Origin of the sequence: Streptomyces panaciradicis (genome assembly GCF_023516615.1) — a bacterium.
GTDB classification, from domain to species: Bacteria; Actinomycetota; Actinomycetes; order Streptomycetales; family Streptomycetaceae; genus Streptomyces; species Streptomyces panaciradicis.
The window spans coordinates 1-12,839 of sequence record NZ_JAMGBF010000088.1 but is presented as its reverse complement, the minus strand read 5'-3'; the positions used below and the strand labels follow the sequence as shown (position 1 = coordinate 12,839).

General features: G+C 73.5%; 11 protein-coding genes. 5 read left to right on the top strand and 6 right to left on the bottom strand.

Annotated elements, in window-relative coordinates:
* The 4 genes from M8J74_RS27135 to M8J74_RS27120 all read right to left on the bottom strand — a co-directional run.
* Positions 1 to 277 (bottom strand): 2-oxoglutarate dehydrogenase E1 subunit family protein (locus M8J74_RS27135; RefSeq protein WP_249838961.1); only part of this gene is annotated, 277 nt, incomplete at its 3' end.
* Positions 278 to 579: 302 nt separating this feature from the next.
* Entirely contained in the window at positions 580 to 1,695 is a 1,116-nt protein-coding gene (locus M8J74_RS27130) for a HAMP domain-containing sensor histidine kinase (RefSeq protein ID WP_249838960.1), read from the bottom strand.
* Complete coding sequence (locus M8J74_RS27125; protein ID WP_058923261.1) at positions 1,692 to 2,429, bottom strand: response regulator transcription factor; 738 nt, start codon at positions 2,427 to 2,429, stop codon at positions 1,692 to 1,694. Before M8J74_RS27125 ends, M8J74_RS27130 begins: the two co-directional genes overlap by 4 nt.
* Before the next feature lie 134 nt (positions 2,430 to 2,563).
* Positions 2,564 to 3,241, bottom strand: a complete 678-nt coding sequence (locus tag M8J74_RS27120; RefSeq protein WP_058923260.1) for a spermine/spermidine synthase domain-containing protein — start codon at positions 3,239 to 3,241, stop codon at positions 2,564 to 2,566.
* 223 nt (positions 3,242 to 3,464) lie between these two features.
* Between M8J74_RS27120 and M8J74_RS44595 the strand changes: the two genes are divergently transcribed.
* The 4 genes from M8J74_RS44595 to M8J74_RS27100 all read left to right on the top strand — a co-directional run bounded on the left by M8J74_RS44595 (position 3,465) and on the right by M8J74_RS27100 (position 8,410).
* Positions 3,465 to 6,638, top strand: coding sequence for an ATP-binding protein (locus M8J74_RS44595; protein WP_283948641.1), 3,174 nt, complete (start codon positions 3,465 to 3,467; stop codon positions 6,636 to 6,638).
* A 77-nt stretch (positions 6,639 to 6,715) separates the two neighbouring features.
* The gene (locus M8J74_RS27110) at positions 6,716 to 7,096 is read left to right on the top strand and encodes a cupin domain-containing protein (protein WP_058923258.1); all 381 of its coding nucleotides are present in this window, start codon (positions 6,716 to 6,718) and stop codon (positions 7,094 to 7,096) included.
* A complete protein-coding gene (locus M8J74_RS27105) occupies positions 7,093 to 7,506 on the top strand; it encodes a hypothetical protein (protein ID WP_249838959.1) in 414 nt (137 codons plus the stop codon). The genes M8J74_RS27110 and M8J74_RS27105 overlap by 4 nt, the downstream gene beginning before the upstream one ends.
* A 106-nt stretch (positions 7,507 to 7,612) precedes the next feature.
* Positions 7,613 to 8,410 (top strand): rhomboid-like protein, encoded by a 798-nt coding sequence (locus tag M8J74_RS27100; RefSeq protein WP_372500277.1) that lies wholly within the window; start codon positions 7,613 to 7,615, stop codon positions 8,408 to 8,410.
* Here M8J74_RS27100 and M8J74_RS27095 read toward each other — a convergent pair.
* Positions 8,407 to 9,324, bottom strand: a complete 918-nt coding sequence (locus M8J74_RS27095; protein WP_249838958.1) for an SMP-30/gluconolactonase/LRE family protein — start codon at positions 9,322 to 9,324, stop codon at positions 8,407 to 8,409. The genes M8J74_RS27100 and M8J74_RS27095 overlap by 4 nt on opposite strands.
* Before the next feature lie 159 nt (positions 9,325 to 9,483).
* Between M8J74_RS27095 and lon the strand changes: the two genes are divergently transcribed.
* Positions 9,484 to 11,898, top strand: a complete 2,415-nt coding sequence (gene lon, locus M8J74_RS27090; RefSeq protein WP_249838957.1) for an endopeptidase La — start codon at positions 9,484 to 9,486, stop codon at positions 11,896 to 11,898.
* A gap of 71 nt (positions 11,899 to 11,969) precedes the next feature.
* Here the strand turns inward: lon and M8J74_RS27085 are convergent, their stop codons facing one another.
* On the bottom strand, positions 11,970 to 12,788 hold the full coding sequence (locus tag M8J74_RS27085) for a lysozyme (RefSeq protein ID WP_249838956.1): 819 nt from the start codon (positions 12,786 to 12,788) through the stop codon (positions 11,970 to 11,972).
* Between the last annotated feature and the right edge of the window lie 51 nt (positions 12,789 to 12,839).

The following is a 12,839-nucleotide window of genomic DNA, read 5'->3' as shown; positions in this document are numbered from 1 at the left end:
CGGGTACGGAGGCGGCGGCAGGGGCCGCCGGAGCCGCGGCGGGCGCCGCGGGGGCCGCTGTGGTGGTCTCCGCGGCAGCCGGCGCCGAGGCGGCGGCTCCCGGCTTGTAGTCGGCGAAGAAGTCCCACCAGGCTCGGTCTACCGAGTTCGGGTCCTGGAGGTACTGCTGATAGATCTCGTCGACGAGCCACTCGTTGGGACCGAACGCGGCAGCGGGGTTCTTCCCGGCTTGGTCGTCGGTCGAGATGCTCGAGTTACTGGGGGACTGTGGCGACACGGCGGCAACCGCCCTCTTCCGCTTCACAAGGTGATGGACAGCGGGAATAAAGGCTACGCCCCCTCGGGCGGGTAGGTCAGGCCGAGCAAGGTCATCGTCGCGTAAGTCACATCGGAAACCGTGTTTCGGGCGTGGAAATGGCGGGAAACAAGCGTGGTTCCGCTTCTGCGACGACTTCCCGCGGGTGCGCCGATCAAGCCCTGCAGACGCCGTCTGCGGGCGTGTTCCTGATCACACGTGTCAATCGGCGGGCCCGGCCCGGCGACACAGATGGATCTTGAGGCTCCGGTTCGGACTTTACGTCAACTTTGAACAGATGTCTCTCCCGGAAGGGTGACGAGAATCCGGCAACCACGCTCGGATTCGGCCACTCCGATCCGGCCTCCGTGCAGATCGACGGCCCAGCGGGCGATCGCGAGCCCGAGGCCCGTACCGCCGTCGCCGTTGTGGCCGTTGGACGAGCCCGCGCCACCGCGGTTGAAGCGCTCGAAGACGCGGTGCCACTCCGAGCGGGGGATGCCGGGGCCCTCGTCGAGCACCTCCAGCTCCAGCGACTCCGGCAGCGCGCCGCGCCGGGCCTTCACCGTCACCCGTCCGTGCGCGGGGCTGTGCTTGACCGCGTTGTCGATGAGGTTCGCCACGACCTGGTGGATGCGCTCGGGGTCCGCGTGCGCGGTCAGCTCCGGCGGGGAGACGTCGAGGTGCAGATGGACGTCCGTACGGGTGCTGCTGCCGGAGCCCGAGGCGATGCCCGCGCGCGCCGGAACGGCCATGTTGGCCTCCTTCAGCACGCCCGACAGATAGGGCCACACCTCGAAGCGCCGCTGCTTGAGCGGGACGACGCCGTTGTCGAGGCGGGACAGGTCCAGCAGCGTCTCCACGAGCCGGCCCAGCCGCTCGGTCTGCTTCAGGGCCGTGCGCATGGTCTCCGGGTCGGCGGTCGTGACGCCGTCCACGATGTTCTCCAGCACGGCGCGCAGCCCCGCGATCGGTGTGCGCAGCTCGTGCGAGACGTTCGCCACCAGCTCCTTGCGCTGGCGGTCCTGGGCCTCCAGGTCGTCCGCCATGCGGTTGATCGTCTGCGCCAGGTCGCCCAGCTCGTCGCGCCGGTTCTCCCGCACCCGGCGCGTGTAGTCGCCGTGCGAGATGGCGCCGGCCACCGCGTTCATGTCGTCCAGCGGCGCGGTCAGCGAATGCGCCACGAACTGCGTGATCAGCAGGGTGGCGATCATCGAGAAGACCGTGATGAAGCGCAGCTCCGTGGCCGTGCGCATCGCGATCATCATCAGGCCGGTGGTGATGAGCACCGCGATGACGACGAGCGCGCCCAGCTTCGTCTTGATCGAGAACGGGCGCAGCCCGCCCCAGGGCTGCGGCTGCTCGCCGGGGCCTCTCCGTGCGGCCGGACCGCCGCTCATGGCGTCGGGGTCTCCAGTGCGTAACCCACACCGTGCACGGTGCGGATCCGCTCGGCGCCGATCTTCCGGCGCAGCGCCTTGATGTGGCTGTCGACGGTGCGCGTGCCGGACGCGTCCGCCCAGTCCCACACCTCGGCCAGCAGCTGCTCCCGGGAGAGCACCGCGCGCGGGGTGTTGGCCAGGCACACCAGCAGGTCGAACTCGGTCGGCGTGAGGTGGACGTCCTCACTCCTGACCCGCACCCGGCGCTGCGCGTGGTCGATCTCCAGCTCGCCCAGGCGCAGGATGCCGCTTCTCGGCGTCGCGGCGGCCAGCGCGGCCCGCTCCACGCGGCGCAGCAGGACGTGCACCCGCGCGGCCAGCTCCCGCATCGAGAACGGCTTGGTCATGTAGTCGTCGGCGCCGACGCCGAGTCCGACCAGCATGTCGGTCTCGTCGTCGCGCGCGGTGAGCATCAGCACCGGCACCGGACGGGCGGCCTGCACCCGGCGGCAGACCTCCAGGCCGTCGAAGCCGGGCAGCATGATGTCGAGGATCAGCAGATCGGGCTGCCAGGCCTCGGCGGTGTCGACGGCGGCCGGGCCGTCACCCGCGGTCTGCACGAGGAAACCCTCGGCGCGCAGGCGGGCCGCGATGGCGTCGACGATGGTCGGGTCGTCCTCGACCACCAGCACCCGGCGCTGTGCGCCCGGGGTCGCCGTCGTGCCGTTGTGGGATGTGTGGGTCTGCTCCATCGCCCGCCCCTGAGTTGCTTTCCGGAATGCGTGGGGTCATTCCTTCTGACTGGCTCATGCCTGCGCATGCTTGCGATTGACGCTTGAATGATCCGCGTCAGGGAAGCAGCGTACGGGGAGTAACCGCGCTTCGGCTATCCAGGTCGGACGGCGAGGTGCACGGCGTCCGGAACGCCCCGGGCAACCGGGATCTCTTCGGTACGCACCCGCTGGAACCCGGCATTCCGCAGTGTTCCTTCAAATTCCGGAGAGGGCCGCGCGGACCACACCGCGAGTACGCCGCCGGGTTTCAACACCCTTGCGCAGCTTGCGAGTCCGGCCGGCGAGTACAGCCCGTCGTTGCCGTCGGTGACCGTCCAGTCCGGACCGTTGTCGATGTCCAGGCAGAGGGCGTCGTAAGTGGCGGATGTCTCACGGAGGTGGGCGACGAGATCCGCCTCGACGACGGTGGTGCGGGGATCGGCGAGCGCCCGGCCCGACATTTCCGAAAGGGGGCCGTGGCGGTGCCAGTCGACGACGGCGGGTTCCCGTTCCACGACGGTGATCGCGCCCCAGCGGTCGTTCGCCGCGGCGTGTGCGAGCGAGAAGCCGACGCCCAGGCCGCCGATCAGCACCGCGGGGTCCGCCCGGTCGTCCAGTTCGGCGAGCGCCACGTCGACGAGCAGGCGCTCCGAGCGCCCGTCCGAGGTGTCCATCAGGAAGCACCCGTTGGCGATGATCTGCAGCAACTCCCCGTGCCGGCGCAGCGCGACCTCCCCGTAGGGACCCTCGCGACGGTCCAGCACAACTGGCGTGTCGTAGGCGGCGGTCATGGTCCCATCCTGCACGAACCGGGAAAGAGGGTGCGGGCAATTACGGCCCTGACCGGCACGGAGCCACCGCGCCCCGGCCGCCCCGCCACCCGCACGCCCCTCACGCACGCCGCACGCACGCCTCGCGCGTGCCGCCGCGGGTGCCTACGCTCGAGACAGCGTGGATCTGGCGTGAGGCCGGTGGGGGACCGGCGGGCGACTGGCGGAAGTGCGTGGTGGCTGCATGGCCGCGGAATACCCGTTCGTGGGGCGCGAGGGCGTGCTGGGCGAGCTGCGCGCCGCGCTGGAGGGCGCCGCGGCCGGCCGGGGCGGACTGGTGACGCTGGCCGGGCCCGCAGGCGTCGGCAAGACGCGTACGGCCGAGGAGGCCGCCGGGCACGCCGAGGGTCTGCGCACGCTGTGGACGTGGTGCCCGCCGCAGACCTCCGGGCGGGCGTTCCGGCCCTGGTCGCGGCTGCTGCGCGAGCTGGCCGCCGACGACGTGGCCTGCGGGCGGCTGGTCTCCGGGTCCCCGCCGCTGCGGGCGCTGGTGTCCGGGGCCGGGCCCGGCGTCCTGCGTGGCGCGGACCCGGAGACGGCCCGGCTGCGGCTGACCGCCGGCGTGGCCGAACTGCTCGCCACGGCCGCGCGGCGCTGTCCTCTCCTGCTCGTCCTGGACGACGCCCACGCCGCCGACGGCTCCTCCCTGCGCCTCCTTTTGGAGACGGCCGACAGCGCCCGCACGATGCCGCTCCTGCTGCTGGCCACGGCCCGTGACGAGGAGGCGGCCTGGCACGGCCGGGACCGGATGCGGGCGCAACTGCTGCGGCGGGGGCGTGTGGTGGAGCTCGGGCCGCTTCCGGAGAGCGACGTGGCGGCGCTCGTGACGGCGGTGACCGGGGCGGTGCCGGAGCCGGAGACGGTGCGGACTCTGGTACGGCGCACCGGCGGCGAGGCGTTCTTCGTCACCGAGCTGCTGCGCAACGGGAGTCGGAGCGGCGGGGCGGCGGACGGGGAGGACGCCGGAGTCTTCCCGGGTGCCGTACGGGCCGCCGTACGGGAGCGGTTGGCCGATCTGACCCCGCGGGCCGCGCGCCTGCTGGACGTGGCCGCCGTGCTCGGCACCCGGTTCCGGCTGGACGTGCTGGCGGAGACCGCGGAGGTGCCGTTGGCGGAGGTACGGGCGCTGCTGGGCGAGGCCGCCGGGGCCGGGCTGCTGGCGGAGGTGGGCGCCCACCGGGCCGCGTTCCGCCACGACCTGCTCCGGGACGCCGTGTACGACGCCCTCACCCCCGGCGACCGCGCCGCGCTCCACCACGCCGCCGCGGAGGTCCTGGCCGGTTACGCGCGCCGCGGCCGCGACACCGGCCCCGCGGAGGTCGCCCACCACCTGTTCCTCGCCGGCCCCGAACACGCGGCGGCCGCGGCCCGCTGCGCCTGCGAGGCGGCCGCACGGGCGGAGGCACTGTCCGCCTTCGAGGACGCGGCCCGCTGGTACGAGCGCGCGGTGGACGCCTGGACCGCCCGCGCCGACCCCGTGCCGGGAGGTCGTGCCGGGCACGCGGCCGCAGGGTCCCCCGATCGTGCCGAGCTGGTCGAGACGCTGCTCGGGCTCGGGGCCGCTCGGCTCGGGGCGGGGGAGCCGGAGGCCGCCCGGGAGGCGCTGCTGGAGGCTGCGGGGCCGGCGCGGGAGCTCGGGCGGGCGGACCTGCTGGCGCGGGCGGCGCTCGGGCTCGGTACCGGACCCGTCGGGTTCGAGGTCGACCTGGACGACCGGCAGCAGGTCGACCTGCTGACAGAGGCGAGGGCGGCCCTCGGCGCCGACAGCCCGGCCCTGCGCGCCGCCGTCACCGCCCGGCTGTCGCTGGCCGCGGGGCTCGTCGAGCCGGTGGGGCGGCGGCTGGCGCTGGCCGAGGAGGCCGTCGAGACGGCTCGCGAGGCCGGTGATCCCGCCACCCTCGCCGTGGCCCTGGCCGCGCTGTGCGACGCCCGGCCCGGCCCCGACCACTGCCGTGACCGGCTCGGCTGGTCCGCGCGGATCGTGGAGACCGCCCGCGAACTGCGCGACCCCGTCCTCGAACTCCTCGGCCGGCGACTGCGGTCGGTCGCGCTGATGGAGACGGGCGCGTTCGACGAGGCGGACGCGGAGGCCGCGGCGTACGAGGCGGTCGTACGACCGCTGCGGCGCCCCCTGTACGCCTGGTACGTACCGCTGTGGCGCGGCACGCGGGCGCTGATGGAGGGCCGGTACGCGGACTGCGCGGCCGAACTCGACGAGGTCGAGCGGCTGGGCCGCAGAGCGGGCAGCGTGAACGCCGGCCTGCTCGCGGTGACCCAGCGCTGGTGCCTGTACACGGAGACGGGCGACCGCGCCGGGCTGGAGGGCATCATGGCCGAGGCGGCCGTGCTGGAACGCTCCCCGCTGCTGTGGCCGCGCGTCACGCTCGCCCTCCTGGCCGCCCAGACCGGGCGCCCGGAGGAGGCCGCGCGCCGCCTGTCGGCCGTGACGCCCCGGCTGCGCCGAGCGCCCCGGGACAGCGAGTGGCTGCCGATGCTCGCGCAGGCCGCGGAGACGGCGGCCGCCGTGGGCCCCCACCCCGCCGCTCCCGTCCTGTACGAGCTGCTCGCCCCCTACGCCGGCCTGTTCGTGGTGGAGGGCATCGGCGCGGCGGTACGGGGTCCCGTCGACCGGCACCTCGCCCTGCTGGCCGCGGCCATGGGCGACCCGGAACGCGCCCGCGCGCACCGGACCGAGGCCCTGCGGGCGGCCGAGGCGGCGGGCGCGGTCGCACTGGCCGACCGGATCGCGCACGAGACGGCACACCCCCCGGAGGCCATCACTCCCGCCGCCCCCGACACGGCCCTCTTCCAGCGCGAGGGCCCCCTCTGGCACCTGCGCTACGCCGGTCGCGAGGTGCGGGTGCCCGACAGCAAGGGCCTGCGCGACCTCGCCGTCCTCCTGTCCCGCCCCGGCACCCCCGTGCCCGCCGTCGAGCTGGCGTCGCCCGGGCCGGCGGGGACCCTCGACGGCGACGGCAGGGGCCTTCACCCCCAGGGCGACACCGGTGAGGCCGTCGACGCCGTCGCCCGGGCCGCGTACCGCCGCCGGCTGCGGGAGCTGGAGGAGGAGGCGCGGGACGCCGACGCCGCGGGGGACGCGGGGCGCTCGGAGCGGATCGCCGTCGAGCGGGACGCCCTCGTCGGGCAGCTCGCCGCCGCGTACGGGATCGGGGGCCGGGTCCGCCGTACCGGGTCCCCCGCCGAACGCGCCCGCACGGCCGTCACCGCCCGGGTCCGGGCCGCCGTGGAGCGCGTCGCCGCCGCCCATCCCGAACTCGGCCGCCATCTGCGCACGGCCGTGCGCACCGGCACCCTCTGCGTCTACGAGCCGGAACAGCCCCCGGCGTGGCGCCTGTGAGACCCCGCCTCACATCGTGCCGCCCGATCTGACGCCTTCTTCCCGAAGGAGAAGACTCCGAGGGAAGGCAGGACATCATGCCCCGCACATCCAAGGCCGAGGCCGACCTCCTGGTGGACGAGCCGGTCATCGAAGGCCGCTACGCGCAGGTCGGCCCGTACACCGTCGGCTACGAGACCATGAAGGCCGACATGGACCCCGCTCCGCTGTTCCGCGGCCTGCCCGACGACCGCTGCCAGTGCCCGCACTGGGGCCAGGTCGTCAGCGGCAGGCTCGTCCTGCGCTACGCCGACCACGACGAGGTCTTCCACGCCGGCGACACCTACTACGGCGCCCCCGGCCACCTCCCCCTCGTCTTCGCCGGCACCGAGGTCGTGGAGTTCAGCCCGACCGCCGAGCTGAACCGCACCATGGAGGTCGTCGGCCGCAACCTCGCCGAGGCCGAGGGCCGGTCATGAGCACCGCGACCGACACCCGGGTGAAGGAACTCGCCGACCTCTTCGTGCGGTTCCTGGAGACCAACACGGCCCCCGAGGGGCTGTTCACGGACGACGTGTTCCTCGACCTGACGCTGCCGCAGTGGCGGCTGCAGGCCCGGGGGCGCGAGGAGATCGTCGCGATGCGCCGCCGCAGCCACCCCTTCCTCGGCACGGTCCCCCGCCACCGCCTCGACGCCACCCCCACCGGCTTCGTCCTCGAGTTCGAGGAGAGCTGGGAGGACGGGCAGGGCACCTGGTACTGCCGGGAGTTGATGCGCGCGGACGTCCGGGACGGCCGGATCGCCGAGGCCGCCGTGTACTGCACCGGCGACTGGGACCAGGCGACCCGGGCCGCGCACGCCCGGGAGGTGGTCCTGCTCAGGCCCTAGGGAGGCGGAAGGGGGCGGACGTAGGAAACGCCTTAGAGGTTCCTGAGAATCGGCTCACGCGTGGCGTCGGTCATAGACAGTGGCCCGTGGGGCCCCGAAAGGTGGGGTGGAACGGAAGGAGCACCTCACCGTGGAACCCGCCGCGACGGCCGACACCCTCTCCTCGGCCGCGCCCCTCCCCGAGGTCTCCGACCTGCTGGACGGCCTGCCACGGCAGCGCGGCCCGGCCGCGTCACCGGCAGCGGCCGGCGCGCGTCGCACGGCCGGCCTCCGGCGTCTTCGGCCCTGGCGTCTGCTGCCGACCCCCACCGGCACCCCGGTCACCTTCGGCTACGCCGCCGTCCTCGCCGTCACCTCGCTCGTCGCTGCCTACGCCTCCCCGGCCCTCGTCGGCGCCCTGCAGCAGGGCTCCAGCACGGACGTGGCCCATCTCGTCCGCACCCCCGCGCTGGTCCTGCTGGCCAGCGCGCTGTGGGTGGCGGGCGGGCTCGTCTCGCCGTACGTCCTGTGCTTCCTGCTCGTGCTGACCGCCCTGGAGCGGCGGATAGGGGGCGCCCGCGCGGTCGTCGTCTTCCTCCTCGGCCACGTCCTGGCCACCCTCGCGACCGAGGGCTCCGTGGGGCTGGCCGTTCTGACCGGGGACCTCCCGGACAGTTCCCTGCACCGCCTCGACTACGGCATCAGCTTCGGGGTGGCCGCCGCCGTCGGCTCCCTCGCCGGCCTGCTCCGGCCCTGGCTGCGCTGGCCGCTGCTGATCCTGTTCGGCGGCATGCTGGTGGAGGACCTGATCGAGTTCACGGACCCGATGACCAACTGGGGCCATCTGATCTCCCTCGCGATAGGCGTGGCGACCTGGCCGCTGGTGCGCCGCTGGCGCCACGAGGCGCTCACGGCCCGCGGCTAGACGCGCGGCGCGCCCGTCACCGACATCACCAGGGAGTACAGCGTGGTCGCGGCCGCGATGAACAGGCGGTTGTTCTTCGGGCCGCCGAACGTCACGTTGGCCACCGTCCCGGGCACCCGGAGCCGGCCGATGAGGGTGCCGTCCGGGTCGTAGCAGTGCACCCCGTCCTCCAGGGCCGCGGCCCACAGCCGGCCCTGGTCGTCGAGGCGGATGTTGTCGTAGTGCACGCCCTCCCCGGCCGCGGCGAAGACCTCCCCGCCGGACAGCGTGCCGTCCTCGGCGACGTCGAAGACGCGGATGCGGGCGGCCCGCGAGTCGGAGACGTACAGCCGCCGCTCGTCCGCCGAGAGGATCACGCCGTTGGGCCCCTCGAACCCGTCGGCGGCCAGGTGCACCCGCCCGGTCACCGGGTCGATCCGGTACACGTGGCACGCTCCGATCTCGGACTCGGCGCGGTGGCCCTCGTAGTCGCTGAGGATGCCGAAGTCCGGGTCGGAGAACCAGATCGTGCCGTCGGAGCGCACGACCGCGTCGTTCGGGCTGTTGAGGTGCTTGCCGTCGTAGCGGTCGGCGAGCACGGTGAGCGTGCCGTCGGGCTCGGTGCGGGTCACCCGCCGGTTGCCCTGCTCGCAGCTGACCAGCCGCCCCTGCCGGTCGAGGGTGTTGCCGTTGACGTGACCGGCGGGGTGACGGAACACGCTCACCGCGCCGGTGGCCTCGTCCCAGCGCAGCAGCCGGTCGTTCGGGATGTCGCTCCAGACCAGCTGCCGCCACGCGGGCAGGTACAGCGGCCCCTCCGCCCAGCGGCAGTCGTCGTGGAGCACCTCCAGCCTGCCGTCGCCGTTGGCGCAGCGCCCCGTGAGGAAGCGGTCGTCCAGAACCTCGTACAGGCCGTTGACGACGTGACCGGACATATTCCACCCCTCGCTGCCGTTGACCGGAACGTGATCCAACCTACGCCGTGTCAGACCGCATCTGATCGCTTACAGCGAACGTCCCGAAACCCCGGGAACATCCGCGGAGTCCCGCGCATTGAGTCGGCATAGCTCAACTTGACTGCCGAAGGGGAGATCATGGCTTCGACGTCCACACCGCTCACTCTGCCTGTGCTGCCGCTCGACGACGAGGTCGTGCTGCCCGGCATGGTGGTTCCGCTGGACCTCAACGACGCCGACGTACGCGCCGCGGTGGAGGCCGCCCAGGCCGCCGCCCGGTCCGAGCCCGGGAAGCCCAAGGTCCTCCTGGTTCCACGCATCGACGGGACGTACGCGAGCACCGGTGTCCTCGGCACCGTCGAGCAGGTCGGCCGGCTGGCCGACGGTGACCCGGGCGCGCTGATCCGCGGCCGCGGCCGCGTGCAGATCGGCGCCGGCACCACCGGGCCGGGTGCGGCGCTGTGGGTCGAGGGCACGCGGATCGACGAGACCGTTCCCGAGCCGCTGCCCGGTCACGTCGCCGAACTGGTCAAGGAGTACAAGGCCCTCGCCACCGCCTGGCTGCGCAAGCGCGGCGCCTGGCAGGTCGTGGACCGCGTGCAGGCCATCGACGACGTCTCCCAGCTCGCCGACAACTCCGGCTACTCGCCCTTCCTGACCACCGAGCAGAAGATCGAACTGCTGGAGACCACCGACCCGGTGGCCCGTCTCAAGCTCGCCACCCAGCACCTGCGCGACCACCTCGCCGAGCAGGACGTCGCCGAGACCATCGCCAAGGACGTCCAGGAGGGCGTCGACAAGCAGCAGCGCGAGTTCCTGCTGCGCCGCCAGCTGGAGGCCGTGCGCAAGGAGCTGCGCGAGCTCAACGGCGAGGCGGACGGCGAGGAGTCCGACGACTACCGCGCCCGCGTGGAGGCCGCCGACCTGCCGGAGAAGGTCCGCGAGGCCGCCCTCAAGGAGGTCGACAAGCTGGAGCGGTCCAGCGACCAGTCGCCCGAGGGCTCCTGGATCCGCACCTGGCTGGACACGATCCTTGAACTGCCGTGGAACGACCGGACCGAGGACGCCTACGACATCCAGGGCGCCAAGGCCGTCCTCGACGCCGAGCACGCGGGCCTGGAGGACGTCAAGGAGCGCATCACCGAGTACCTGGCGGTCCGCAAGCGCCGCACCGACCGCGGCCTCGGCGTCATCGGCGGCCGGCGCGGCGGCGCGGTCCTGGCCCTCGTCGGCCCGCCCGGCGTCGGCAAGACCTCGCTCGGCGAGTCCGTCGCACACGCCATGGGCCGCAAGTTCGTCCGCGTCGCCCTCGGCGGCGTCCGCGACGAGGCGGAGATCCGCGGCCACCGCCGTACGTACGTCGGCGCGCTGCCCGGCCGGATCGTGCGCGCGATCAAGGAGGCCGGTTCGATGAACCCGGTCGTCCTGCTCGACGAGATCGACAAGGTGGGCTCCGACTTCCGCGGCGACCCCGCGGCGGCCCTCCTGGAGGTGCTGGACCCGGCGCAGAACCACACCTTCCGCGACCACTACCTGGAGGTCGAACTCGACCTCAGCGACGTGGTGTTCCTCGCCACCGCCAACGTCCTGGAGGCCATCCCGGAGGCCCTGCTCGACCGGATGGAGCTGGTCCGCCTGGACGGCTACACCGAGGACGAGAAGGTCGTCATCGCCCGCGACCACCTGCTCCCGCGCCAGCTGGAGCGGGCGGGCCTGGACAAGGACGAGGTCACCCTCGACGAGAGCGCCCTGCGCAAGCTGGCCGGCGAGTACACCCGCGAGGCGGGCGTGCGCACCCTGGAGCGCTCGATCGCACGGCTGCTGCGGAAGGTCGCGGCCCAGCACGAACTGGGCGAGCGGGAGCTGCCGTTCACCATCAAGGACGAGGACCTGCGCGGCCTGATCGGACGGCCGCACCACGTCCCGGAGTCGGCCCAGGACCCGGCGGAGCGCCGGACGTCCGTCCCCGGTGTGGCGACGGGCCTGGCGGTCACCGGCGCGGGCGGCGACGTGCTGTTCGTCGAGGCGTCCCTCGCGGACCCCGAGACGGGCGCGGCGGGCCTGACGCTCACCGGCCAGCTCGGCGACGTCATGAAGGAGAGCGCGCAGATCGCCCTGTCCTTCCTGCGCTCGCACGGCGCGGAACTGGAGCTGCCGGTCGCGGACCTCAAGGACCGCGGCGTGCACATCCACTTCCCGGCGGGCGCGGTGCCGAAGGACGGCCCCAGCGCCGGCGTCACGATGACGACGGCCCTGGCGTCCCTGCTGTCGGGCCGCCTGGTCCGCACGGACGTGGCGATGACCGGCGAGGTCTCGCTGACCGGCCGGGTCCTGCCGATCGGCGGGGTGAAGCAGAAGCTGCTGGCCGCGCAGCGGGCGGGGGTCACCACGGTGATCATCCCCAAGCGCAACGAACCCGACCTGGACGACGTCCCGGCCGAGGTGCTGGACAAGCTCGACGTCCACACCGTGACCGACGTCCGCCAGGTCCTGGAACTGGCGCTCGCGCCCGCGACGAGCGGCGCCGAGTCGGAGGTTCCGGTGGCGGCGTGACGGACGCCGCCGGACAGGCAGGGCCCGGGTCCCGTGAGGGAGGCCCGGGCCCTCGCCGTACGGGGGGCGTCTCAGCCGTTCGCGAGCGCCTGGACGCGGTCCAGGGCGCCGTTGAACTTGTCGTGGTCGCCGACGGTCGGACCGGAGGAGGTGTACTGCCACATCGTGTAGTAGCCCCAGCCGGCCGGCAGCGTCCCCGGGTCCGAGGCGTACCGCGCGATCCACAGCGGGTTGTTCGCCGCGAAGCCGCCGTAGTTGCCGGTGCAGTCGGTCCACCAGCTGGTGGCCGTGTAGATCACGGCGTCCCGGCCGGTGCGCGACCGGTAGGTGTTCAGGAAGTCGGCGATCCAGCTCACCATGGCGCTCTGCGACTTGCCGTAGCAGGCGGCGCCGTAGGGGTTCCACTCGATGTCGAGGACGCCGGGCAGGGTCTTGCCGTCGCGGGACCAGCCGCCGCCGTGGTCCACGAAGTAGTTGGCCTGCGTCGCCCCGCTGGTGGTGTCGGGGGTGGCGAAGTGGTACGCGCCGCGGATCATGCCGACGTTGTAGGAGCCGTTGTACTGCTGGGCGAAATAGGGGTTGGTGTAGTACGTCCCCTCGGTCGCCTTGGTGTAGGCCCACCGGACCCCGCTGTTCCACAGGGTCGACCAGGCGACGTTGCCCTGGTATCCGGCGACGTCGACGCCCTCGGTCTGGGTGACGGCGGTGGGGGCGGGGGAGCCGTGCTGCCCGTCGTGGGCGAGAACGCCCATGCCCATGTGCGCGGAGCCGCGGGCCGGGGTGGCCGCCGCGTCGGCCGGGGTGGCGAGGGCGAGGGTGAGGGCGGTGAGCAGGAGGCCGGCGAGGAAGAGGCGCCGGGGGCGGAGCGGGTTCGGTCTGTGCACGGGCATGGCGTGCCTCCGAAGGCTCGGTGATGCTCGGTGGGGGGGGGGGGGGGGGGG

Coding starts and splice junctions, on each gene's coding strand:
- M8J74_RS27105 (WP_249838959.1), top strand. CDS start 7,093: ATGAGCACCGCGACCGACACCCGGGTGAAGGAACTCGCCGACCTCTTC.
- M8J74_RS27110 (WP_058923258.1), top strand. CDS start 6,716: ATGCCCCGCACATCCAAGGCCGAGGCCGACCTCCTGGTGGACGAGCCG.
- M8J74_RS27095 (WP_249838958.1), bottom strand. CDS start 9,324: ATGTCCGGTCACGTCGTCAACGGCCTGTACGAGGTTCTGGACGACCGC.
- M8J74_RS44595 (WP_283948641.1), top strand. CDS start 3,465: ATGGCCGCGGAATACCCGTTCGTGGGGCGCGAGGGCGTGCTGGGCGAG.
- M8J74_RS27085 (WP_249838956.1), bottom strand. CDS start 12,788: ATGCCCGTGCACAGACCGAACCCGCTCCGCCCCCGGCGCCTCTTCCTC.
- lon (WP_249838957.1), top strand. CDS start 9,484: ATGGCTTCGACGTCCACACCGCTCACTCTGCCTGTGCTGCCGCTCGAC.
- M8J74_RS27125 (WP_058923261.1), bottom strand. CDS start 2,429: ATGGAGCAGACCCACACATCCCACAACGGCACGACGGCGACCCCGGGC.
- M8J74_RS27130 (WP_249838960.1), bottom strand. CDS start 1,695: ATGAGCGGCGGTCCGGCCGCACGGAGAGGCCCCGGCGAGCAGCCGCAG.
- M8J74_RS27120 (WP_058923260.1), bottom strand. CDS start 3,241: ATGACCGCCGCCTACGACACGCCAGTTGTGCTGGACCGTCGCGAGGGT.